Annotated in this window: 18 protein-coding genes; 7 read left to right on the top strand and 11 right to left on the bottom strand. The window is 71.6% G+C overall.

Features of this window, described 5'->3' with window-relative positions:
* Positions 1-123 precede the first annotated feature (123 nt).
* The 5 genes from ACIOGX_RS04990 to ACIOGX_RS04970 all read right to left on the bottom strand — a co-directional run bounded on the left by ACIOGX_RS04990 (position 124) and on the right by ACIOGX_RS04970 (position 6398).
* Positions 124-2076, bottom strand: coding sequence for a cellulase family glycosylhydrolase (locus ACIOGX_RS04990; RefSeq protein ID WP_401910346.1), 1953 nt, complete (start codon positions 2074-2076; stop codon positions 124-126).
* 60 nt (positions 2077-2136) lie between these two features.
* Positions 2137-3144: a LacI family DNA-binding transcriptional regulator gene (locus ACIOGX_RS04985; RefSeq protein WP_401910562.1), complete on the bottom strand. Its 1008-nt coding sequence runs from the start codon at positions 3142-3144 to the stop codon at positions 2137-2139.
* A 74-nt stretch (positions 3145-3218) separates the two neighbouring features.
* Positions 3219-4046: a carbohydrate ABC transporter permease gene (locus ACIOGX_RS04980; RefSeq protein WP_356511138.1), complete on the bottom strand. Its 828-nt coding sequence runs from the start codon at positions 4044-4046 to the stop codon at positions 3219-3221.
* Between the two features lie 93 nt (positions 4047-4139).
* On the bottom strand, positions 4140-5066 hold the full coding sequence (locus ACIOGX_RS04975) for a carbohydrate ABC transporter permease (RefSeq protein ID WP_401910343.1): 927 nt from the start codon (positions 5064-5066) through the stop codon (positions 4140-4142).
* Between the two features lie 39 nt (positions 5067-5105).
* Positions 5106-6398 (bottom strand): ABC transporter substrate-binding protein, encoded by a 1293-nt coding sequence (locus ACIOGX_RS04970; protein WP_356510970.1) that lies wholly within the window; start codon positions 6396-6398, stop codon positions 5106-5108.
* A gap of 289 nt (positions 6399-6687) precedes the next feature.
* On the opposite strand from ACIOGX_RS04970, the gene ACIOGX_RS04965 reads away from it, so the two are divergent.
* Entirely contained in the window at positions 6688-7473 is a 786-nt protein-coding gene (locus ACIOGX_RS04965; protein ID WP_401910559.1) for a pentapeptide repeat-containing protein, read from the top strand.
* A 107-nt stretch (positions 7474-7580) separates the two neighbouring features.
* Here ACIOGX_RS04965 and ACIOGX_RS04960 read toward each other — a convergent pair whose 3' ends face one another.
* The 3 genes from ACIOGX_RS04960 to ACIOGX_RS04950 form a co-directional block, all read right to left on the bottom strand.
* On the bottom strand, positions 7581-9008 hold the full coding sequence (locus ACIOGX_RS04960) for a D-alanyl-D-alanine carboxypeptidase family protein (protein ID WP_401910340.1): 1428 nt from the start codon (positions 9006-9008) through the stop codon (positions 7581-7583).
* A 103-nt stretch (positions 9009-9111) separates the two neighbouring features.
* Positions 9112-9720 (bottom strand): dihydrofolate reductase family protein, encoded by a 609-nt coding sequence (locus tag ACIOGX_RS04955; RefSeq protein WP_356510966.1) that lies wholly within the window; start codon positions 9718-9720, stop codon positions 9112-9114.
* Positions 9717-10745, bottom strand: a complete 1029-nt coding sequence (locus ACIOGX_RS04950) for a helix-turn-helix transcriptional regulator (protein WP_401910338.1) — start codon at positions 10743-10745, stop codon at positions 9717-9719. Before ACIOGX_RS04950 ends, ACIOGX_RS04955 begins: the two co-directional genes overlap by 4 nt.
* A 357-nt stretch (positions 10746-11102) precedes the next feature.
* Between ACIOGX_RS04950 and ACIOGX_RS04945 the strand changes: the two genes are divergently transcribed.
* Positions 11103-13268, top strand: a complete 2166-nt coding sequence (locus ACIOGX_RS04945) for a tetratricopeptide repeat protein (RefSeq protein ID WP_401910335.1) — start codon at positions 11103-11105, stop codon at positions 13266-13268.
* On the opposite strand, the gene ACIOGX_RS04940 is transcribed toward ACIOGX_RS04945, so the two are convergent.
* Positions 13252-14592, bottom strand: a complete 1341-nt coding sequence (locus tag ACIOGX_RS04940; RefSeq protein ID WP_401910332.1) for a hypothetical protein — start codon at positions 14590-14592, stop codon at positions 13252-13254. The genes ACIOGX_RS04945 and ACIOGX_RS04940 overlap by 17 nt on opposite strands.
* 1176 nt (positions 14593-15768) lie before the next feature.
* On the opposite strand from ACIOGX_RS04940, the gene ACIOGX_RS04935 reads away from it, so the two are divergent.
* The 5 genes from ACIOGX_RS04935 (at position 15769) to ACIOGX_RS04915 (ending at position 20742) form a co-directional block, all read left to right on the top strand.
* Positions 15769-17550, top strand: coding sequence for a sensor histidine kinase (locus tag ACIOGX_RS04935; RefSeq protein WP_401910330.1), 1782 nt, complete (start codon positions 15769-15771; stop codon positions 17548-17550).
* Positions 17547-17954, top strand: a complete 408-nt coding sequence (locus tag ACIOGX_RS04930) for a roadblock/LC7 domain-containing protein (protein ID WP_356510956.1) — start codon at positions 17547-17549, stop codon at positions 17952-17954. The genes ACIOGX_RS04935 and ACIOGX_RS04930 overlap by 4 nt, the downstream gene beginning before the upstream one ends.
* Entirely contained in the window at positions 17954-18325 is a 372-nt protein-coding gene (locus ACIOGX_RS04925) for a DUF742 domain-containing protein (protein ID WP_030350306.1), read from the top strand. Before ACIOGX_RS04930 ends, ACIOGX_RS04925 begins: the two co-directional genes overlap by 1 nt.
* Positions 18306-18920 (top strand): ATP/GTP-binding protein, encoded by a 615-nt coding sequence (locus tag ACIOGX_RS04920; protein ID WP_356510954.1) that lies wholly within the window; start codon positions 18306-18308, stop codon positions 18918-18920. The genes ACIOGX_RS04925 and ACIOGX_RS04920 overlap by 20 nt, the downstream gene beginning before the upstream one ends.
* A gap of 151 nt (positions 18921-19071) precedes the next feature.
* Positions 19072-20742 carry a cytochrome P450 gene (locus tag ACIOGX_RS04915; RefSeq protein WP_401910326.1) on the top strand — a complete coding sequence of 557 codons (1671 nt, stop codon included), beginning with the start codon at positions 19072-19074 and terminating at the stop codon, positions 20740-20742.
* Between the two features lie 52 nt (positions 20743-20794).
* On the opposite strand, the gene ACIOGX_RS04910 is transcribed toward ACIOGX_RS04915, so the two are convergent.
* Both ACIOGX_RS04910 and ACIOGX_RS04905 read right to left on the bottom strand, forming a co-directional pair.
* Complete coding sequence (locus ACIOGX_RS04910) at positions 20795-21877, bottom strand: hypothetical protein (protein ID WP_356510950.1); 1083 nt, start codon at positions 21875-21877, stop codon at positions 20795-20797.
* 593 nt (positions 21878-22470) lie between these two features.
* The gene (locus ACIOGX_RS04905; protein ID WP_401910323.1) at positions 22471-23079 is read right to left on the bottom strand and encodes a TetR/AcrR family transcriptional regulator; all 609 of its coding nucleotides are present in this window, start codon (positions 23077-23079) and stop codon (positions 22471-22473) included.
* Positions 23080-23129 lie beyond the last annotated feature (50 nt).

The following is a 23129-nucleotide window of genomic DNA, read 5'->3' as shown; positions in this document are numbered from 1 at the left end:
CGGACCGCCGGCCGCCCGGGGCCTCGCCGATGCCCGGGCCCGCCGACGGCCGGCGCGCCCCGTCGGCGGCCGTCCGTCCGGGACGCGGGCCTTATGACGTCATCGCCGTAAGCCCCCGCCCGGTCAGGGCGCGGTGCGCGGGCGCAGTTCCAGCACCCGTACGCCGTACGGGCCGATCTCCACCGACTCCAGCCGCTCGCCGGAGACCAGATCGTGCAGCGCCGCGTCACCGGTCTCCGGACACACCGTCAGCTCCCGCTCGGACTGGCTCACCAGCCAGACGAAGCGCCTGCCGTCCTCATGCACCAGCATGTCCGCGCCCACCAGCGGCGTGCCGACCGTCACCGGCCGCCGTACGCCCGCCACGTCGGCGAGCGCCTCGTACAGCCGGTGCGTACGCTCCGGATTGACCCGGGCCGTACGGGCCGCCATGTGCTCCAGCGGGTAGGTCGCCAGCACGGTCTCGCCCTCGCCGAGCCGGTGGCGCAGCAGTGCGGGCCGGCCGTGGGCATCGGTCGCCACCACCCGGGCCCCGGTGGGCACCACCGGCAGATAGGCGCGGCTGTCCTCGTTGCCCGCCACCGCGAAGCGCAGCGTCTCCCCGGCCCCGATTGTCCCGAAGTCCTCCTGGAACGTCATCTCCAGCGTGTCGTCCTCGATCGGCTCGGCGACACCGTACGAGAGCTGGAGCTCCACCCCGAACAGTCCGTCCAGGTCGTGGAACCACGGCCCGCGCGTGCCCGGGTACTCACCCGAGCAGAAGGACAGATAGACCGTCGCGCCGTCCCGCGCCCGCCGCTCCAGGTCGCGCCGGGTACGGGTGGTCAGCTGGCGTGTCGAGGGCAGCAGATACAGCAGGCCGTCCCTGGGCAGACCGTCGGCCTCCCGGGCGAACGCGACCGGCAGATCCGCGCCGCGCGCCGCCACATACCCCTGGTGCAGCGAGCTGAAGATCAGCGGCCGGTCGGCCGGCCTGCTGTACGGGTAGCCGCGCTCCAGGAAGGCGGGCACGACGAGCGCGGTGGGCGCGTCGGAACGCCGGCAGTGTGCGAAGTCCACCCGCCGCAGCACATCGGTGAAGGCGGCCAGTTCACGCAGCGGCTCCTTCGGGCGCCCGGTGCTGTCCGTGATGCCGAAGTGCATCTCGAAGGGGTGGTGGTCGTACGGCGACCGGTCCCAGAGATGGTCGTAATCGGTGTTGTTCCAGGCGATCCACCCGGTCGCGCCGCCGAGCAGCGAGTTGTGCAGGGTCTGCCGGTAGTAGACGCCCGCGTTGCGCGCGGAGACGGTGTCGGTGGAGAGGCCGAACTCCTCCAGGATCACGGGCTGTCCGGTGACGGCGGCCAGCTCGCATTCGAAGGCCGCCCGGTAGTGCTGGCGCGGCAGATCGGTGTCGGAGCGGTAGACATGCGGGCCGACGAAGTCCACGTACTCCGCCGTCTCGCGCAGCGAGAAACCGTTGTCACGGCCGGTCACCTCCAGACCCCAGGCACCGTCGCCGAGCGACAGCGGCTGGGTGCCCCCGGCCGCCCGGACGGCCTGGCACATGAACTGCGCCCAGGCCGTCACCACGTCCGAGGACGGCGGATCGACCTGGTGGATCCGCCCGTACCCGGGCATCTCGTTGGTGATCAGCCAGCCGGTCACCGCGGGGTGGTCCTTGAAGCGCCGGGTCATCTCGCTCACGAACCAGGCCTGCCGGCCGACCATCCACACGTCCTCGTACAGATCGCGGTCGCCGCGCCAGACCGGATCCCAGTTCTCCCCGGACATGTGGCCCACGATGAACGTCGGGACGGTACCCATCGACAGCTCGTCGTGGGCGTCCAGGAAGTCCCGGAAACGGTCGCACAGTTCCTCGTCGATCCGGTGCGGTTCGGGGTGGAAGTCCGGCCAGTAGAAGAACGAACGGCTCATGGAGAGCCCGTGGTCGCGCAGCACGGCCAGCTCTTCGCGTACGACCGCGCCGTCGTAGTCGCGCCACATCAGCGGACCGCCGGTGCGGGACCAGAAATTGGCGCCGACCCAGGGCAGGACGCGATCGTCGTGGGTGAGGTGGGCGCTGTGGCGTCGCATGTGTTCTCCGTGACGGGGATGGTTCTCTGTCTTCTGGGGAGCCGGGCTCACCGGCGGCGGTCAGGCCCTGTCCCGGCCCGGGACAGGGCCCGTCGACTCGCGGACCACCAGCCGGGGCCGGCCGGTGAGCGGCCGGGTGTCGGCGTCCTCGCCGCACTCCGCGAGCAGTGCCCGCGCCGCGGCGGCGCCGACCTCCCGTACCCGCTGGTCGACGGTGGTCAGCCGGGGGTGCAGCCAGTGTCCGAGCGGCAGATTGTCGTAGCCGACCACCGAGAGATCGTCCGGCACGGCGAGCCCGGCGCGCTGGGCCGCGCCGATACCGCACACCGCCATCGAGTCATTGGCGTACATGATCGCGGTCGGCCGGACGGGGAGCGCGAGCAGCTGTGTGGTGGCGGTGCCGGCCGCGGCCTCGGTGAAGTCCGTGTGCAGCACGGCCGCGGGGGCGAGCCCCGCCGCCGCGAGTTCCCGCTCGACGACCCGCAGGCGGAAGCCGGTGTGCACCAGCTCGGCCGGGCCCGCCACATACGCGATACACCGGTGGCCGAGGTCCAGCAGATGCCGTACGGCCTCGGTGACGCCCGCCTCCTGGTCCCCGAGCGTGATGTTCCGGACCGGCAGCTCGTGGTGCGGTGTGCCCAGCAGTACGGCGGGCAGCCCCAGCCGGCGCAGCAGCGGGGGACGGGGGTCGTCCGTCCTGTGGTCGGTGAGGACCGCGCCGTCGACGCGTCCCTCCGCCGCCAGCCGCTCGTACAGCGCCGTCTCCTCCGCCACCCCGCCGGCCATGTGCAGCAGCAGGCCGTAGCCGCGCGGCGACAGCTCGCTCTCCAGACCGGTGATCAGCTCGGAGAAGTGCGGATCCGCGCCGAGGACATCGGTGGGGCGGCGGACGACCATCGCGACCGTACGGGTACGGGACCGGCGCAGCGCGGTCGCCGTGGCGCTCGGCGACCAGCCGAGCCGCGCCGCCGCCTCCACGATGCGCAGGCGCGTCGGCTCCGATATCCGGCCCGTGTTGTTGAAGACCTTGGACACGGCCGTCGCCGAGACGCCCGCCTCGGCCGCCACGTCCTTGATGGTGGGTCTGGAGTTCCTGCCGGCGCCGTTCCCGCTCGCGCCGTCGATCCCGCCGTTGCTCTCGCTCACATCTTCACCGCGCCGCTGATCAGTGCCTGCTGCATCCTCTTCTGGAGAATGGTGTACACGATCCAGACGGGTACGAGCGTGAGGATCGTCCCGGCCGTCAGTACACCGTAGTCGGTGCCGATCTGGGACTTCAGGGTCGGCAACGCGACCTGCACGGTGCGCAGTTCGGGGTCCGGGCCGATGATGATCAGCGAGTAGAGGTACTCGTTCCAGAAGCTGAGGAAGTTCAGCAGCAGCACGGTGGCGATGCCGGGCATGCACATCGGTGTGTAGATGTGCCGCAGTACGGCGAACGTCGAGGCGCCGTCCATCCGCGCCGCCTCCTCCATCTCGCGCGGGATGGTCCGCATGAACTGCACCAGGATCACCACCGACAGCGGCATCGCGGTCGCCGGCAGGAACAGCACCATGAACGCGCGGGTGTGGAAGAGGCCGGTCGCCGCCGAGAGCAGGAAGGTGGGGAAGAGCGCGGCGAAGGTCGGAATGAGGAACCCGAGCGAGAACACCTTCTCCATCGCGGACGCCAGCCGGCCCGTCGAACGGGCGAGCGCGAACGCGGCGGGTATCGCCAGGCCCAGGGTCAGGGCCAGCGAGAACACCGTCACCAGCGCCGAGTTGAGGATCGCGGGGCCGAGTCCGGCGCTCTCGAAGGCCGTACGGAAGTTGCCGAAGCCGAACGAGGACGGCGGTGAGAGGGGGCTCGCGAAGATCCGTTCGTTCGACTTGAACGCCGAGGCGAGGAAGTAGTAGAGCGGGACGGCCAGCAGTACCGCGTACGTCCACACCAGGATGTGCGCGGGCAGCCAGGACTTCCTGAACTTCATGGTGGACATCTTCATGGTGGACATGGGGGACAGCTCCGATCGGTGGCTGTGTGCACGACGCCGGCGCGCTGCGGTACCTCGGTACGTCGCATGTCAGTACGTCTGGCGGAAGGTGCGGCGGATGGAGAGCAGCCCCACCAGCCCGGCCAGGAAGAGGACCACACCGATGGCCTGGCTGTAGCCCAGATCCGTCTCGATGAACGCCTTCTGGTAGACGAGGAAGGACAGTGTGGTCGAGGAGTTGGCCGGCCCGCCCTGGGTGAGCAGCAGCACCTGCTGCGCCGAGCCGAAGAGCGTCCAGAGGAACTGGAGCATCGTCACCACCCCCACGTAGTCCTTGATGACGGGGAAGTGGACACGCCACATGGTGCGCCAGTGCCCCGCGCCGTCCAGCTGCGCGGCCTCGCCGAGCTCGTCGGGAACGCTGTCGAGCCGCGCCGCGAACAGCACGGCCGTGAAGCCGATACCGGCCCAGATGTCGAGCGCGATCAGACAGAACAGCGCCGTACCGGAGTTGGCGAGCCAGGCGTCGGAGAGCGAGCCGAGGCCGATGGACTGGAGGGCTCCGTTGAGCAGCCCGTCCGGGGAGAGCGCGGCGTAGAAGACCATCGCCTTGGCCGGGGTCGAGATCAGCCCCGGGACGAACAGCAGATAGCGGATCACCCGGTGACCCGGGGGCTTCTGCGCCACGTAGTAGCCCACCATGTACGCGCACACGATCATGACCGGCACGGCGATCGCGAGCTGGACGGCGGTGTTCCGTACCGCCTGCCAGAAGACCGGATCGTCCAGCACCGTACGGAAGTTGTCGAGCCCGGCGAACGAGACGGGCTGGAGCATCCCCGGCCAGTTCATGGCCGCGATCACGAAGATGGCGGCCATCGGGCCGACCATGAAGATCAGATACCAGGCGAGGGCGGGCAGGGCGAGGATCGTGGCGCGCTGCCCGCGCCGCCGCTTCCGCTGTCCTGGGCCCGGTCGGGCCGGTGCGGCCTGCCCGGTGGCAGACCTGACAGACATCGTTGTCACTGGAGAACTCCCGTGGGGCGTCGGACCTGCTCAGGCGTGGCGGTACGCACCGTCGAGCAGAGCGAGGATGCGGCGGGCGCTGGTGCCCGGGGTGAACGCGGTGCTGGTCGCCTGGATCAGCGGCTGCACGGCCGAGGGCGGCACGTACAGATCCGGCAGGACCACCTGGCTCACGCTGTCGCCGAGTCGCTGTGCCTTGGCGACCAGGGGGAAGTTGTCGCTGAGGGTGTCGGTCCGCACGGCCATGTCGCGACCGCCCTCGGAGACGAAGCGCGAGATCACATCGGGCCGGTACATGAAGCGGACGAACTTCTCCACGTTCTCGATCTTCTTCGTGCCGTTCGGACTGATCCAGAACCCGGAGACGGTGTACGTCCGCAGGATCGTCGGCTTCGGATGCGCGGCGCCCGGGGCCAGTGGCCAGCCGCCGACCTCCGTGCGTGCGGCGACCTTTCCGGGGACCCGGGCCAGCGCCGAGGACATCGCCGACTCCATGGCGGCGGCCTCGGTGTTGAACTGGGTCGTCATCGAGTCCGTGGTCAGACCCTGCGCCTTGTCCGTGAACACCCCCGCGTCGCGCAGCTCGACGAAGTACGCGACACCGTCGCGCGCCTGCGGGAGACCGCTGAAGTCGCCCGTGGAGTAGAGGGTGCGGGCCTGCTCGGGGGTGAGGAACGTCTGGATGATCTGGGCGAGAAGCTTCTGCCCCGTCCAGTCGTTGCCGCCGATGGTGACGGGGGCGGTGCCCTTCGCGCGCAGCTTCCGGGCCGCCGCGATCAGTTCGTCGCCGGTGGTGGGGATCGTGTCGACACCGGCGGCCCGCAGCAGCGAGGTGTTGAAGGCGACGGGCCAGTTGCTGCTGATGTAGGGAAGGGCGCGCAGCCGCCCCTTGGGGTCGGTCCACTCCTTGAGGGCGCCGGGGATGACGCGGTCGCGCAGCCCCCACGCGTCGAGATAGCCGCCGACCGGGACGGTCGCGCCCAGCTCGGTCCAGGCCACCGTCTTGTCGTAGAGGTTGACCATGACGACGTCGGCCTCCTTCTTCGCCAGCCGCGACGTCTCGTACACCTGCCCCAGCTCATCGCCGTTGACCAGGCTCTTGACCGCGATCCGCGGATTCTCCCGGCGGAAGGTGTCGAGCACGGCCCGGAAGGTGGCGGAACCGGGGGCGGTGCCACCGAGCTGGCTGTGGATGACCAGGGTGTCGGGGTCGAAGTCGGCCGCCGCCAGTGCGGCGCACCCGGACAGCGCGGGTACGGCGGCGCCTGCGGCGAGGGCGGCGCCGGCGGCCAGAAAACCGCGGCGGTTCAGCGGGGAGCGCACGGCGCGGGGCCTCCTACGGGAGTGCTGAGTGGGACCCCGGTCAGATGGTTTATCGATACACCTGCGAGGTGCGAGGAATCTAGACCCAGGACAGGAGACGGTCAACCCCCCGTTGCACATGCTGCGTCGGCGCCGGAAGGTACGCTCCGTCGGGCGACCGCCGCCCAGCAGGTACAGGAGACCGGAACCCTTGTCAGCGCAGCCCGACCCCTTGAACTCCGCCCTCCGCGAGGGGGATCACGACTCTCCCCGCGAGGGGACGCACGGCCCCGGGCCCTCCGGCCTCGATCTGCGGGCCGACTGCGCGAACTGCTTCGGGCTCTGCTGCGTCGCGCTGACCTTCTCGGTCTCGGCGGACTTCCCGGTCGACAAGGCCGCCGGAGAACCCTGCCGCCACCTGCGGACGGACTTCCGCTGTGGCGTGCACAGCACCCTGCGGGAACGGGGCTTCCAGGGCTGCACGGTCTACGACTGCTTCGGCGCGGGCCAGAAGGTCTCGCAGCTCACCTTCGGCGGACGGGACTGGCGGCAGGCCCCGGAGAGCGCGGAGCGGATGTTCGCCGCGCTTCCCGTGATGCGGCAGCTCCAGGAACTGCTGTGGTACCTCGACGAGGCGCTGGCGCTGGAGCCCGCCCGTCCGCTTCACCGCGAGATCCGCCGCGCCCTGGACGACACCGAGCGCCTGACCCGGAGCGCTCCCGAGGCCCTGCTCGCACTGGACGTGGCGGAACGACGCGCGGCCGTCAACACCCTCCTGCTGCGCACGAGCGAGCTGGTACGGGCCCAGGTCCGGGGCAAGCGGAAGAACCGCAGGGGGGCGGGCCTCTTCGGCGCGAAGCTCAACGGCGCGGATCTGCGCGGCGCCGATCTGCGCGGGGCGTATCTGATCGCCGCCGACCTGCGGGGAGCCGATCTGCGCCTGGCCGATCTGATCGGGGCCGACCTGAGGGACGCGGATCTGCGGGGCGCCGACCTGACCGGCGCCATCTTCCTCGTCCAGACCCAGGTCAACGCCGCGAAGGGGGACGCGGCGACCAGACTCCCGCCGTCACTCACGCGCCCCGCGCACTGGTAGGCGCCCTCAGCGGGTGGGTGCCGGGTCACCGGCGGGTGTCCGGCTCCGCGGCGATGGGTGCCGGGCTCACCGGCGGGTGTCCGGCTCCGCGGCGGCGGGTGCCGGGCTCAGTGGATGATCTCTTCCTCCTCCGGCCGCCGCCGCCGGCCCGAGCGCCGTACGGCGAAGAGCCCGACGGCCGCGAGACAGGCCGCGCTCACGAAGACCGCGGGCACCAGATAGCCGGACCCGGAATCGTCCTCCTCCGCCCGCGCGACGCTCACCGACCGGGCGCCCGGCGGCGCCCCCGCCACCTTCGCCATCGGGCTCGACCCGGGACCCGCCGGCTTCGGCGGGGTCGGCGGCATCGGCGGGACGGGCGGTGGCGGCGGCTTGAGCGTGCCCACCGGGACGACCCGCTTCCCGGCGGCGAAGCCCCAGTCCAGCAGCTCCCTGGCCTCCTCGTACACCGCGTGGACGCCGCCCCACTGCGGGTTCATCACGGTCGCCACCAGCGTGCGCCCGCCGCGCTTGGCCGCCGCGACCAGGGTGTAGCCGGCCTCGGAGGTGAAGCCGTTCTTGACACCGATCAGCCCGGGATAGGGCTCGACCCCGTCCTCGCCGCTCAGCAGCCGGTTGGTGTTGACGATGCCGCCCTCGCCGGGGAACTCGGCGTCGACGGTCGAGCTGTACCGTACGAACTCCGGTGACGCCAGGCCCGCGCGGGCGAAGACCGACAGGTCGTACGCCGACGACACCTGACCGGGCGCGTCATAGCCGTCAGGGGACACGACATGGGTGTCCAGCGCACCCAGTTGCCTGGCCTTCTTCCGCATCTGGGCGACCGTCGAATCCCAGCCGCCGTTCATCGCGGAGAGCGCGCGCACCGCGTCATTGCCGGAGCTGAGGAACACGCCCCGCCACAGATCGGCCACTTCGTACGACTCGCCGCCGACGATGCCCACCGTGCTGCTGCCGGGGCCGATGTCGTCCAGCTCCTCCTCTTTGACGGTGTGCCGGGAGTGTTCGGCCAGTCGCGGCAGCGCGGTGAGGGCGAAGAGCGTCTTCAGGGTGGAGGCCGGAGGGAGTTTGAGGTGTGCGTCGCGCGCGGCGAGGACCTCTCCCGTACGGGCGTCCGCGACGAGCCAGGACAGCGCCGACAGCTCCGGCGGAGCGGGGGCACCGGCCCTGGGCCGCGCGTGCGTACCCGGCCGGTACAGCAGCGCGCGGTCGATATCGGCTCCCGGGGCGCTCGCGGGGCCATGAGCGCCGGCGGCCGGTCCGTGCGCGGCGGAGACGGATCGGGGGGATCGATGAGATCCGGGGGAGCCGGAGGAGCCGGGGGAGCCATGAGGTCCGGGAGATCCGGCTGAGCCATGGACGCCGGGGGAGCCTGCGATCACGGGGACGCGGGGCAGGCCCGGAGCCCGTACGGCCGGATCGCTGCGGGAGTCCGCGGCGGCCGGCGGGGACGGCGGCAGAAGGACCAGCAGGCCGATGGCGGCGAGAGCCACCGTGCCGGAGAGCGCGGAGCGCGTCACGGATCTGTTGATCATTCCGCCACGGTAGGAACGGACCGCGTCCCGCGCCCCTCACGTGAGCCGACCGGATGTATCACTGTCCGGTCGGCGGTTCCGGGTTTCGGCGGGCGCGCATCCGTCACGGATAGCGGACCCGATAGCGCAAATGGGTGACGCCGATGCCCTGGGACATCGACAGCGGTCCCTCCAGTTGCACGGGTACGTTCCTCAGCTCGTCGAAGAACGGTGTCCCGGCGCCGAGCAGCACCGGTACGAGATCGATCCACACCTCGTCGAGCAGCCGCGCGTCCAGGCACTGCCGCGCGATCGTGCCGCCGTTGACGGTGACCGCCCTGCCGGGCCCCGCGAGCTCCTTGGCCCGTTCCACGGCGCTCTCGATACCGTCCGTGACGAAGGTGAAGGGCGCGTCCTCGTACGGCCAGTCCTCCGGCACGCGGTGCGTGAGCACGACCACCGGGCACCCGATCGGGTGATTTCCCTCCCAGCCGGAGGTGAGATCGAAGAGGCGCCGGCCGACGACCAGCGCGCCGGTGCGCTCGACCGTGGCTCGCCACGCCTCCACGCTCACCGGGGACATAGTGAAGGTGAGGTCGTCGCGGGCGGTCGGCACGCGCACCGTGCCGTTGCTGTACCACGTGAACAGCTTGTCGAAGCCCGTCTCCTCGGGGCCCGCGATATAGCCGTCCAGCGACATGCTGGCGCCGGTGCAGACCGTGTTTGTCCTCATCGGTCGGCGGGCTCCGGCGCGGCGGCGGGGCTGGAACCAGGACCGGGGCCGGGGCCGTGCCCGGATCCGGGCCCCGCATCAGCGGCGCGACCGGGATCGTCGACAACGGGGACCGTGGCCGGGGCGGCGGCCGTGGCGGGTCCCCGTGGCATCTCGCCCGTGTCCGTCAGCTCGGTCATCCCGGTCATCCCTGTCATCTCCGTGCCGATCACATCGAGCAGCCTGAGCTTCTCCGCCGCGTCCGTGCCCGGGGCGGCGGAGTACGCGGCGATACGGAGATCGCAGCCCGGGACGGTCAGGGTGTCGCAGTCCACGGTCACCGGTCCGACATCCGGGTGATGGATGGTCCTGGTGTCGGTGTCGTGGGAGTCGGTGATACGGGAGTTCCACAGCACCGCGAACCGGTTGCTGACCCGCCGCAGCTCCCCGATGAGGAAGCGCAGCCGTACGTCGGTGGGGTAGTGGACCGTCGCGGACCGGAGGTCGGCGACGAGAGCCGCCTCGAACCGGGCCTCCTGCTCCACGGTGTGGCTGATCCGGCCGGGCTGGCCCGTGAAGTGCAGCCAGGCGGCGTTGCGGCCCCGCCCGGGGACCGCCGCCGGATCCCCGAGCAGCGCGGCCCAGAGGGGATTCCAGGTGATCAGGTTCCAGGCGGCGTCATGGACCCCGAGCGGGGTCCCCGGAAGCCGTCCGAGCAGCCGCCGCACGCTGGGCGGGATGTGGTCCGAGACCCGTCCGAGCGCGGGCGGTGACTGCCCGGCGAGCAGGAAGAGGTGTCTGCGCTCGTCGTCGGAGAGCCGCAGGGCGCGGGCCAGCGAGGTGAGGATCTGAACGGACGGGGAGGTCGCCCGCCCCTCTTCCAGCCGGACGAGATAGTCCACGGACAGACCGGTCAGCTGGGCCAGCTCCTCATGCCGCAGCCCGGCCGCCCGGCCGGGCTCGCCCGCGGGCAGCCCGGCCTCGGCCGGTCCGATCCGGTCACGCCAGCGGTGCAGGGCTGTGCCCAGCTCTCCGTGTCGGGTCATGGGGTCAGTATCAGCGCGTACGGCGGCAACCGCCTGATATCGCCTGATATCCCCGTGGGGAGCGCCCCCGGCACCCCTTCCGGAACCGCTCGCGCGCGGGGCCTCCCACGCCCCTCCCGTGCCATCCGGCCGACCGGTCGCCTCTTCCCCGAACGTCCCCTTCGGCAACAGGGGTTGCGAGTAGTCGCCAACCGCACCCGTACCGCCGTGATCGCTATTACGGTTGATCCGGAACGTGGCGCGCGGCCTCCGCCGGCGCTTCGCCGGGCAGCGGGGACCGGGCCCGCGGACCCGGACGCGGGATCCGGGCAGGGGATCCGGGCACGGGATCGGAGAACGGGGAATGGGGGAGCGGGCATGCTGGAGCCCATGTCACTGGCGGCGATCGCCGCGGTGCTGAGCGCCGTAGGCGCGGGAATGGCCAATGAGGCCGGGAAGTGGGCCTGGGAGTCGGCCGGTGGTCTGGTGCGGCGCATCGTCGGCCGGGAGGTGACGGCGCCCGAGGGCCCGGCCGAGCTGACGGCCGTGGCCGAGCGGATCCACGAGGCGGTACGGACCGATCCCGCGCTCGCCCGCGCCTGGGAGGCGTTCGCCCGTACCGCTCCCGGCCCGGGGCCGGCCGACGCGGTGCCGGCCCTGCCCGCCTCCATACGGTTCTTCACGGACCGTCAGGGACCGATGAAGCTCCTGGAGCGTGAGGCCGCGCGCCCGGCGGACGGACGGCCACGCGTCGCGCTGATCCACGGCCCCGAAGGCATCGGCACCAGCGCCCTCGCCATCCACTGGGGGTGCCGGGAGGCGGAGCGCCTCTTCCCCGGCGGGCAGCTGTACGCCGACCTGCGCGGCGCCTCCGCGACCACCGCGCTGGACGCGTCCACGGTCCTGCGGAGCCTGCTCGTCCAGCTCGGGATGGCCCGGGACGAGATCCCGCCGGACGCGGCGGACCGGCGCGAGTGGTTCCGGCGCGCCGTCGCGAACCGGCGCCTGCTCGTCGTACTGGACCACGCCCAGTCGGCGGCGCAGGTCCGGCCCCTGCTCACGGCCGCGCCGGACGTGTTCACGGTCGTGACCGCGCCGAGGCCGCTGCGCGGTCTGGACGCGCTGCCGGTCCCCGTCGGGCCGCTCTCCGACAAGGACGCGCGCAGGCTGCTCACCGACCTCACGGACCGGGAGACGGTCGCGGCGGCCCGCGCCGTACTGCCGCGGGTGCTGGAGCGGTGCGGCGGTTCGCCGTACGCGCTGCGGGCGGCGGCGCCACAGCTGACCGGGCCGCACCGGCCGCTCGGCCAGGACCCCGGACCGGACCGGCAGGAGGAGGCGCCCACGGTGTCCGACCACGGCCCCGTCCGTACCGCGGTCGAGGGCCTGTACCGCGAGCTGGAGCCCGCCGCCGCCAAGGTCTACCGGCTGATGTCGCTGCGCGAGTGGCCCGCGTTCGGCCCGGCCGCCGTCGCGGCCACCGTCTCCCTGCCCGAGGCCGAGGCGGCGCGCGTCCTCGGCGAACTCGTCGACCACGGGCTGCTGGAGTCCGTGGACGCCGACCGCTGTCGCTACCGCCCCGTGGTCCGCGCCCACGCCGAGGAGACCGCCGTCCGCGTGGACGGCATCCCGGCGTACTCCGCGGCGGTGCAGCGAACGGTGGACTGGTATCTGCGCTTCGCCGTACGGGCCCGGCTCGCCGCCCTGCCGGGAGCCTGGGGCATCGGCCCGCTCTACGAGGAGCTGGCGCGGGTCCCGAGCCCGTACGGCAACGAGGGCGAGGCGCTCTCCGCGCTGGTGGCCGAGCTGGGCAACCTGGTCCAAGCGGTCCACGCGGCCGAGGAGTTCGGCCGGCCGGAAGCCGTCTACCAGCTGTGCCAGGCCCTCTGGCCGCTCCAGCTGAAGGCGGGATACCACGACGAGCTGCTCCCCGCGCTGCGGGCGGGCGCGCGCGTCGCCGATGCCCATGACCCCGGATCCCGGATGGCCGGGCGGACGCATCTGCTGCTGGCGCTGGACCTGATGGAGCTACGGCGGTACGAGGAGGCCGAGCCCGAACTGGCAGCCGCCGCGCGGGCCGAGGAGCGGTCAGGGCATCTGCGCGGACACGCCTCCTGCGTGGAGTCGCTGGGTCTGCTGCGGCTGCGCCAGTGGCGCTTCCAGGAGGCGTACGACCGCTTCGACGAGGCGGCGGCGATCCTCGACGGCATCGGTGCCGGGGACGAGGGCGAGCGTGATCTGCCCCGCGCCCGCGCCCTGTTGGACCGGCACCGGGGCCGGGCCCTGCGCGGTCTCGGCAGCTACGCCGAGGCCCATGAGCGGCTGGCTGCGGCGCTGGCGTTCTTCCGCGACGTCGCCAGGGAGCCGTACAACACCGCGAGGACCCTCACCGACCTCGCCGAGACCTGTCTCGCCGAAGGGGACCCGCACAGCGCGCTGCCGCTGATCGACGAGGCGGCCGCCGCGCTCGACGCCGAGAAGGCCGCCTACCATCTCGCGCATCTGCGGGCGCTGCGCGAGCGCTGTCTCACCTCAGGGGAGTGAAGGGAGATCCCGGACCCTCCTGACCGTCCGGATCGTCCGGGCCGCCCTGATCGCCCGGATCGCTCTGATCGCCTGGGCCGCTCTGACCGCCCGGATGGGCCGGGCCGTCCGGCGTGAGCGGTGTGACCGACACCTGGTGCGGGCCGCTCCTGCCGGTGCGTACGGTCATCCCGCCCGCCGCCAGCTCCTCCCACGTCTTGCCCGCGGCCAGCCACGCGTACAGCGCGGAGACATACACGGCGGGGTCGGCGGCGGCGGGCGGGCCGGAGAGCCGCAGCAGTGCGCCGCTCCGCGCGCGGACCGTACAGCCGCCGGGACCGGTGACCAGTGCCGCCAGCTCACTGTAGGGATGGCGGGCCAGTACCTCCGCCGTCCACTCCTCCGCGGTGCCGTACCGGGGATCGTCCGCCGTGCCGTACCGGAAGATCACATCGGCGAGCGCGCGTCTGTCCGGGTCCAGGGTGTCCTCGTGTACGGCCGTGTGCGCGTCCCCGTCACCCGCCGGCTCCGACCGGGGGTCCGCGTACCGGCTCACCTCGACCTCGCCCGTTCCCAGCAGCCGCGTCACGACCCGCAGGGGGGCCGTCCGCGCCACCCGCTCGTACGGGGGGAGCGGCAGCGGGTCCAGCAGAGCGGGCTCCTCGGGCTCGGGGATACCGATGAACCCGTAGAAGTGGCGGCGCAGCAGCGCCGCCGCCTCACCCGGAACCGAGGAGACCAGCTCGGCGGGACCGGGGAGCGCCCCCGGCTGCCGTTGCCGCCGCCGTTCCGCTTCGTCGAGCAGCGCGTCCAGCTGGGCCCGCAGTGGGGCGTAGGGCACGAGCCGGGGAGCCCGCCGTACGAACGCGGCCACCGGCGACCGCGCGTCGAGTCCGTCCGCCGACGCCGCGCCCATCAGCACCGGGGTGCCGAGAGCCGCCGCGTAGTAGCTGACCGAGCCGCCGTCCCCGATGACCACATCGGCCGCGATGAGCGCCTGACGCCATCCCTCCAGCGGATCCACCAGCGCCAGCCCGCCCCGCCTGGCCCGGTCCAGCCAGACGCGGATCTGGCCGGGCCCGTGACCGTGCCAGATATTGGGGTGCAGCACGGCCGCCGGCCGGTACTCGTCGGCGGGCAGTTCGGCGGTGAGCCGCGGCAGCAGCGACGGCAGTATGTCCTCGCCGCCGTCCCCGAAGAGGGAGTCCGGGTTCCAGGTCGAGTTCAGCAGGACGAGCCGCTGTCCCGGCCGTACGTCGAGGGCCCGGCGGAAGCGCTCGCGATAGGGGAGGGCCGCGAGTATCCGGTCGAAACACGGGTCGCCGGCGAGTACGGCGGTGGGCACCGCCTCAGGGCACGCGGCGCGCAGCCGCTCCAGCTGTTCGGGGTGGGAGAGGACCAGCGCGTCGGCGACGGGGGAGCCGTCGGCGAGCAGCCAGTCGGGGGAGAGTCCGAAGACGGGCGGCGACCCGGCACCGGGCGTACGGCGCTCCGCTTCGGGCGAAGGGCATCCGGTGTCCGGTGTCCGGTGTCCGGTGTCCGGTGTCCGGTGTCCGGTGTGGCCAGCCTCTTATTGTAGCCAACGCCATGTGAGAGGACGGTCAACTTCCCCGAAAGCGCGTGAAGTTGACCGCCGAAGCTGGCCGATATCGCCAGATCCACCGGGAGTTCGAGCGCCTGCTCCCATGGCAGTACCGGTACGCCGGTCTCCGCGAGCAGCTCGGCCACCCCGGCTCGGAACGGCGACGAACCGGTCCACGTGGCGAGCAGCTGCACCCGCAGATCGTCGCGGAACAGCGGCAGGACGTCCAGCAGCCGGGTCGCCGAGGTCACGTTGTGCACGACGAACAGCACGAGTTTGCAGCGCCCCCGGGTCGCCCACCGCGCCGAGTCGGCCCCCACCGGCACCCGGATCCAGTCGGCCCGCGCCTCGCCCACCGTCCGCCCTCCCCGTTCCACCGTGTCACCGCCGCCCCTTCCGACCCGCCACGATAACCACCCGGCGGACGGCGCGTGGACGCGTCGTCACTTCCCCGGGGCGACCGCCCGCGGACAGCGGACGTCACGGTGGTGTCACCCGTCAGGGTGGAAACCGTCCGGAGACGTGTGGGCCGCGGGTGCGCCGCGATCGCGCGTCGTTCACCCCCCGAGCCCTTCACCCGGAAGAGTGAAGATCGTTGGCGATTCCTCGATCGGACCGGGCGGCCGTACCGGGCCCGGTCTTCCGCACGCGCGCTCGGCATACGAGCGTGATCACCCGATAAACGCCCGATATCAGAGCCATTGTCATGCCCCGAGGTCGTTACTCTTCGTGCCCTCATGGGCGCGTAGCGTGCAAACGCGCGAGTCTATGCCCAACGGCATTGCCCCCGCATGAGGTTGAGTGAATATGCCGATGCGCCGATTTCATCGGGCTAAGCTCTCGCGGAGCGCGCCGAGTTGATACGTAATCAGGCACTTGTTCCCTTTGTGCCGTGATTGTTGGAATGATCTGATCTGAATCGACCGCCAGAGGGCTTACATGGTTCGTGTTGAAGCACCCCCGAGTGATCAAGCATCCCCCGCCGTCCGCGCGCTTCTGCTCCCCGCCGTCCTGATCGTGGCGGCCACAGCGGGCGCGGTGGTCCTCGTTCCCGACGCCGCCCGGATACCGCTCGTGGTATACGGTGCGGTCGCGACGATCGTCGTCACCTGGTGTGCGGGGGAACTGTCCCGGCGCGCCAGGACCGTCAGTACGCTGCACGAGCACTACGCGTACCGCCTCGCACAGCTGGAACGGCGTCTCGCCCAGCACGACGAGGAGACCGTACGGCTCGGCAAGGAGCTGATGCCGGCCACGATCCACCGGATGCGACAGGGCGAATCGCCCGCGGAGGTCATCCGCGCCGTGGTGGACGGCGACGAGCGCTACCGCGAACTGCCCACCGCGCAGCGGTCCTTGCTCCGGTCCGTACTACAGATCGTGGACGACGAGGAAGCCATGCGCGAGTCCGCGCAGCGCTCCTTCGTGAACATCGCACGCCGCGTCCAGTCCATCGTGCACCAGCAGGCCAGTGAACTGCGGGAGATGGAAGAGGCGCACGGCCGCAACCCCGAGGTCTTCGACGACCTGCTGCGCATCGACCACGGCACCGCGCTGATCGGCCGGCTCGCGGACAGTATCGCCGTACTGGGCAAGGCCCGTCCCGGACGCCAATGGCCCAAGCCCGTACCGCTGTTCAGCGTGTTGCGCGGCGCGATGTCCCGGATCCTGGAGTACCAGCGCGTCGATCTGCACTCCATCGCCAAGGTCGCCATCATCGGCACGGCCGTGGAGCCGCTCATCCACGCGTGCGCGGAACTCCTCGACAACGCCACCCGCTACTCGCCGCCGCAGACCCGCGTCCATGTCACCGCGGTCGAGGTGCAGACCGGGATCGCGATCGAGATCGAGGACGGCGGCGTCAGTCTCAGCGAGGAGGCACGGGCGCGGGCCGAGACCATGCTCGCGCAGGCCCAGGCCGGTATCGACCTCAACGACCTCGGCGAGACACCCCGGCTCGGTATGGCCGTGGTCGGCCGCCTCTGCCAGATGTACAACTTGCAGGTCTCGCTGCGGCAGTCGGCGTACGGCGGCGTCCGTGCCGTCCTCATCGTGCCGCGCGATGTCGTCACCACCGGACCCGCGCCCGGTATCGCCCATGGCATCGGCGCTTCGGCGCTGCCCCGCGGCAGTGGTGCGGGACTGCCGACGACGGACGTACTGCGGCCCGCGAACCGGGTGCCGCGGCCGGCCACCGGGCCACAGCCGTCGGTGCCGGTGGGGGGACCCATGGAGGACGACATTCCCGTGGTGACGGAGTGGACGGAGAACGGGCTGCCGCAGCGGCGCAGCCGTGGCCGCGCCCCGCTCGGCTCCCACAACCTCGGCCTCCAGAACAACGGCTGGAGCGAAGGCCGGAGTGACAACCGGAGCGACAGCCGAACCCAGGGCAATGGCCCGGCCAACGGCAGAAGCACCGGGTATGGAAGCACCGGGTACGGAAGCAACGGGCACGGAAGTACCGGGCACGGAAACAACGGGTACGGCGGCAACGGGTCCAACGGCGGGCGCCGCGACGCCCCGGGCGGCGCGCCGGACGGCACACAACGCGACGGCGGTGCGCCGGAGAAGAAGCCCGGCCCCGGCATCTGGCTCGAAGCGTTCACCAAGGCGGTCAACGGCACTCCGCGTGAGCCGTCGGCCGAGCCGGGGGAGGCGCCGGGCCACCCCGGTGACCAGGGCGAATCCGACGACGTGTGGGGCAAGGGAGATCTGAAGTGATCCAGCAGCGGGCGAACATGGACTGGATGCTCAAGGAACTGGCCGACGGCGTACCGCAGATCCAGCAGATCGTGGTGCTCTCCGCGGACGGGCTCCGGATCGCCCGGCACGGCGGTGACCCGGATGTCGCCGACCGGCTGGCCGCCGCCTGCGCCGGACTTCAGAGTCTGGCCGCCGCCGTCGCCGCCGAAATCCCCTCCAGCGACGGCCGGATGCGGCTGGTCGTCATCGAGGTCGGGGGCGGCTTCTTCTATCTGATGGAGGCGGGGGCGGGCGCGTATCTCGCCGTCCTCGCCGACGACACGGTGGACGCGGGGCTGGTGGGGGCCAGGATGCGGGACATGGTGGTCCGTATCGGAGCGCATCTGACGAGTCCGCCGCGCCATGACGGGCAGACCGGATGATCACGCCTCCCCGACGAGAACGCCGGCGCCCCGAGGCGGATGTGGGGGATCCGGAACGGCTGTACGTGATCACCGGTGGCCCCGACGGCGCCGAACGGGCGCCGCTCGATCTGGTCACCATGATCGTGGCCCGCGACGAACCCTCGCCGACGGTGCAGCCGGAACAGGCCGCCATCCTGCGGCTCTGCCGGGCACCCCTGTCCGTGGCCGAGATCTCCGCCTACCTCAGCCTCCCCTTCAGCGTGGTGACCGCGCTGCTGACCGAACTCCTCGCGACCGAGCTGGTCGAATCGCGCGCACCCATCGTCCGCGCCGCACTTCCCGACCGGTCCCTTCTCGAAGCGGTGATGCATGGACTTCAGAAACTCTGACACGATCACGGGTCCCAGGAGCGAGGACGTCCTGCCCACCACGGCCACCTCCGCGGTGAAGGTCGTGATCGTGGGCGGATTCGGGGTCGGAAAGACGACGATGGTGGGCTCGGTCAGCGAGATCCGTCCGCTCACCACCGAAGAGACCATGACCCAGGCCGGGGTGGGGGTGGACGACAACTCCGGTGTGGAGACCAAGACCGCCACGACCGTCGCCATGGACTTCGGCCGGATCAGCATCACCGAACAGCTGGTGCTCTATCTCTTCGGCACCCCCGGCCAGGAGCGCTTCTGGTTCCTGTGGAACGGCCTCTTCGAGGGCGCCCTGGGAGCCGTGGTGCTCGTCGACACCCGCCGCCTCGAAGTCAGCTTCGATGTGATCGGACGGCTGGAGGAGCGCGGCGTACCGTTCGTCGTCGCGGTCAACACCTTCCCGGACGCGCCGCACCACCCCGTCGAGGCGCTGCGGACGGCCCTGGACCTGCCCGACGAGGTCCCGATGGTCGACTGCGACGCACGGCTGCGGGCGTCGAGCCGCGATGTGCTGCTGACGCTGATGCACTACCTGCACTCGCTGGCGCTGCCGTCCGCCTGAGCGCCGCGTGACCGTCCGCCTGAGCGGCCCCGTGACCCGGCCCCGTGACCCGGCCGCGCGCGGTCTTCGCGTACCGGGCACCGCGCGCCATCCCCGTACGCACACACGCGTACGCCCACGTACACCTTCCGGCCTGACCCCTGGAGCGACCGTGACCACCCCTTATTCCCACCGACCCGGGCCGGACGGGCCCATGGCGCCGCCCCCCGGCTGCCCCGCCCACGGCATGACCGCCGGTGAGCTGAACTCCCCCGGCCGGAGCGGCGGTCAGGACACCATGGGGCCCACACTGGAGGGCTTCGCCGCCGGTGGGCTGCGGCGGCTGTACGGACCCGAGGCCGAGAACGACCCCATGGGTCTGTACGAGAAGCTGCGCGCCGAACACGGCTCCGTCGCGCCCGTGCTGCTGCACGGCGACGTCCCCGCCTGGCTCGTGCTCGGGCACGGTGACAATCTGCATATGACGCGTACGCCGTCGCAGTTCTCCCGGGACTCCCGGCGCTGGCGCGCGCTGCACGACGGCACCGCGCCCGCCGACCATCCCCTCGCGCCCATTTTCACCTGGCAGCCCATCTGCGTCTTCGCCGACGGCGCGGATCACGAGCGGCTGCGCGGCGCGGTCACCGACGCGATCGCGCGGATCGACCACCGGGGCGTCCGGCGCTATATCAACCGCTACAGCAACCGGCTGGTCAACGAGTTCTGCCGGGACGGCAGGGCGGATCTGGTCAGCAGGTTCGCCGAGCATCTGCCGATGATGGTGATGACGCAGATCCTCGGGATGCCCGAGGAGTACAGCGAACGCCTCGTGCAGGCCGCGCGCGACATGATCAAGGGCACCGAGACCGCCAACGAGAGCAACGCCTATGTGATGGCCACACTGACCAGGCTGGTGAAGCGGCGTCGTATCGCGCCCGAGGAGGACTTCGCGACCTGGCTCACCGAACACCCGGCCGGACTCACCGACGACGAGGTCGGCCAGCATCTGCGGCTGGTGCTCATCGCGGCGTACGAGACCACCGCGAACCTCATCGCCCATGTGCTGCGCATGGTCCTCACCGATCCGCGGTTCCGGGCCCAGCTGAGCGGCGGTCATATGACCCTGCCGGAGGCGGTCGAGCAGACGCTCTGGGACGAGCCCCCCTTCACCACGATCTTCGGCCGCTGGGCGGTCGGCGACACCGAACTCGGCGGGCAGCGCATCAGGGCCGGGGACGCGCTGGTGGTCGGGATCGCGGCGGCCAATGTGGACCCCGTGGTACGGCCCGATCTCAACGCCTCCATGCAGGGCAACCGGGCCCATCTCGCCTTCAGCGGCGGCCCGCACGAGTGTCCGGGCCAGGACATCGGGCGGGCGATCGCCGACACCGGGATCGACGCGCTGCTGCTACGGCTGCCCGACGTCCAGCTGGCCGTGGAGGAACATGAACTGCGGTACGAGGGGGCGCTGATGTCCCGTCAGCTGCTGGAGCTTCCGGTGACCTTCGCACCGCGTCCGCCGCAGGACGTCACCGGGCCGCCGAGCGCGTCGGCCGCCGTACCGCGACCGCGCTGGCGGGTGGATTCGCCCCGCCCCGACGCGGCGCGACCACCGGCCGGGGCCGCGGTCCCGTCATCCGAAGTCCCCTCATCCGAAGTCCCCTCTGCCGGGGGCCCGTCACTCGGGGTCCCGTCAGCCGGGGAGGCCGGTACCGGCGGGACGGGGACGAGGGCGATCCCGGAGGCGACGGGCCTGGTTCCGGAGCAGCGCCGGGAACAGCGCGCGGGCAGTGCCCCGAAGCGGGCCTGGCGGGCGGTGGCGCGCTGGTGGCGCGGCCACTGACGGAGCACCGGCGGGGCCTGCCGGCGCGTCGGCCGGCCGGTGCGCCGACGGCTCAGTGCGCCGGGTCGAGCTGGTCCCACCACCAGGCGATCGTCGGGATCGGAAGCGGCTCAAGGCTGGTGTCGGCCGGCTGCCGCTTCCACCATCCGCCCGGGGTCGACCGCGGCCCCGACGGTACGGAGTAACGGGGGCAGACCGACGCCCAGTCCAGATGTCCCCGGATGAACTGGCCGAGCCCCTGCACGTAGCGGCGCAGACCGTCGTCCGCCTCCTTCAGCACCTGCTGGGCCAGCCGGTCGAACAGCACCATCACGCGGTCCCGCATCGCCACCACCCGTACGAGTGCGCGACGCGGGTCGCAGTGCTGCTCCTGGCAGAGGACGTCGATCAGATTCAGATTGTCGTCGGCCCGCAGCAGTTCCTTGTTGCGGGAGTAGAGGTCGTTGTCCCAGCTGACCAGCGTCCAGGTGATCTCCGTGAGCGCACGTACCCGGGGGTCCTGCATGTCCTCGTCCGCCACCGAGAAACCGCCGACCACCTCGATCATCGCGGTGGAGGGCGCCATCCCGATGGCCCGCATCCACAGCGTGACGTAGTCGTCGAGCGAGGGAAGGCCCGCGTTGCGGCGCCAGGACGCCTCCCACACCAGCCCCGAGGTATAGACGCGCATCGCCTCCGTCAATCGGCGTACCTGACGCGGCGACGCGTACTGCTCCAGTTCCAGCCGCAGCCTGCGCAGCGCGGCGGTGTGCGGTGAGTCGCCGAGCGCCCGCGCGGCCGGTGCCTCCACGGCGCGCATGATGCGCGAGGTCTCCTGCGCCAGCAGATCGGCGGTGGCCTCGGACTCGTCGCACACGCCGTCGTCGAGCGAGAAGAGCACGGCGTGGAATTTGGCCATCAGCGTGAGCGGTTCGAGCGCCCCGTACGGCATGGTCGACGCGGCGAGGCCGCCGAAGTCGCAGACGGCCAGGCGTTTGAGCTGGTGCTCGTCGCTGTCGAGGTGCTGTTTGAGCATCCATCGCACGGTCCGGTCGTTGACGGTCTCGACCGACGGATGTCTGGCGGGCGGTACGGGGCAGTAGAACGGCACAGCAGGAAGCTGTTGGACCAAGCGCTGTTCCGAGACGCAGGTCATGGTCGGCCTCCTGATGCGGCAAGGGCGCAACACGGTGCGCGGATAAGGGGCGATGCCGTTCGGGTGGAGCGTATCTGTCCATGTCGGATCGTCAACAACGGTGTAACTGGCGTGCCGCTGGCCGAAATTGACTGATTGTGAACTGACCTGATCGGTACCGGTCGGGAGTCGAACCCATCGCGCCCCAGCCCGGGGGCTCCGAAATCGGGCCACACGCGCGCCGTGCACCGGTGGTTCATACCACTGCGCCACCGTCCGCCGTGCTCCCCGGGCCCCCGGCGCCCGCCGCCGGCCGAAGGTGTTCGTCACGGCTCGTATACGGCTCCTCCCGGATGCCGTCGCCATTCTGACCGCTGTCACTACGTCATTGAGCGGTGACGTACAGAGACGAATGTACGAGACCGGACTCCGTACGCACGCATGTCCCCATCTCTCCATCTCTCCGTTTCCCCGTCTGTTCCGAACACTCGACCGCCCCGGCGTGCCTGTGGCCCCCTCCGGAGAGGGGGCCACAGGCACGGAGTGCGCCGCTCCCGTCCCCACGGTGCGGCGCCGGTGAGCCGTCGTCATCCGCTCGGACGACGGCCCACCGGTCAGGGGCGCGAGGCGGCTCGCGCGGTGTCCCGCAGGCCGAGTGCGGGGAAGACCGCGGCCTCCAGGAAGCGGTGGAGATACGCCTCGTCGGCCTGTCGGCCCTCCACCATCGGCCGCGCGCGCATGACGCCCATCAGCTGGGCGGCCACGAACTCCGCCGCGGGGTTGTCGGCCGCGATCTCGCCGCGTGCCACGGCGCGTTCGACCATGGCGTTGATCGCCGCGACCTCCGGTTCGATGATGTTCTCGCGCAGGGCGCGCAGCAGCTCCGGATTCTGGAAGGCCGCGTGGCTGAGCGCGTGCATCAGCGCGGTGTCGCGGCCCGCGCCCGCCACCGCCGCACGGGCCGCCGCCCGCAGGTCCCCGACGAGGCTGCCCGTGTCGACGTCCACGAGCTTGACGCAGCGGGTGCCGCGCAGCGCCGCCGCGACCAGCTGCGGTTTCGTGCCCCACTGACGGTAGAGCGTGGACTTGCCGCAGCGCGAACGGGCGGCCACGCCCTCCATGGTCAGCGCCTCGTACCCGCTCTCTCTGAGCAGCTCCAGGGCGGCTTCGTAGAGTTCCCGCTCCCGTTCCGGCGTGATCTTGGAGCGGCGCTGCGACGTCATCGTCTCTCCCCGTCTCGGCCGCTCGGCCCCGGTGCGGTTCCGGCGGCGAT

Source organism: Streptomyces sp. NPDC088147 (genome assembly GCF_044741565.1).
GTDB lineage: Bacteria > Actinomycetota > Actinomycetes > Streptomycetales > Streptomycetaceae > Streptomyces.
Note: the sequence above shows the minus strand (reverse complement) of the source record. Positions and strands in the feature narration are given on the sequence as shown.

Bases quoted from the DNA above. Each gene is read 5' to 3' on its own strand.
- ACIOGX_RS04990 (WP_401910346.1), bottom strand. From the start codon at position 2,076: ATGCGACGCCACAGCGCCCACCTCACCCACGACGATCGCGTCCTGCCC.
- ACIOGX_RS04980 (WP_356511138.1), bottom strand. From the start codon at position 4,046: ATGAAGTTCAGGAAGTCCTGGCTGCCCGCGCACATCCTGGTGTGGACG.
- ACIOGX_RS04975 (WP_401910343.1), bottom strand. From the start codon at position 5,066: ATGTCTGTCAGGTCTGCCACCGGGCAGGCCGCACCGGCCCGACCGGGC.
- ACIOGX_RS04960 (WP_401910340.1), bottom strand. From the start codon at position 9,008: ATGATCAACAGATCCGTGACGCGCTCCGCGCTCTCCGGCACGGTGGCT.
- ACIOGX_RS04955 (WP_356510966.1), bottom strand. From the start codon at position 9,720: ATGAGGACAAACACGGTCTGCACCGGCGCCAGCATGTCGCTGGACGGC.
- ACIOGX_RS04950 (WP_401910338.1), bottom strand. From the start codon at position 10,745: ATGACCCGACACGGAGAGCTGGGCACAGCCCTGCACCGCTGGCGTGAC.
- ACIOGX_RS04945 (WP_401910335.1), top strand. From the start codon at position 11,103: ATGCTGGAGCCCATGTCACTGGCGGCGATCGCCGCGGTGCTGAGCGCC.
- ACIOGX_RS04935 (WP_401910330.1), top strand. From the start codon at position 15,769: ATGGTTCGTGTTGAAGCACCCCCGAGTGATCAAGCATCCCCCGCCGTC.
- ACIOGX_RS04920 (WP_356510954.1), top strand. From the start codon at position 18,306: ATGGACTTCAGAAACTCTGACACGATCACGGGTCCCAGGAGCGAGGAC.
- ACIOGX_RS04910 (WP_356510950.1), bottom strand. From the start codon at position 21,877: ATGACCTGCGTCTCGGAACAGCGCTTGGTCCAACAGCTTCCTGCTGTG.
- ACIOGX_RS04905 (WP_401910323.1), bottom strand. From the start codon at position 23,079: ATGACGTCGCAGCGCCGCTCCAAGATCACGCCGGAACGGGAGCGGGAA.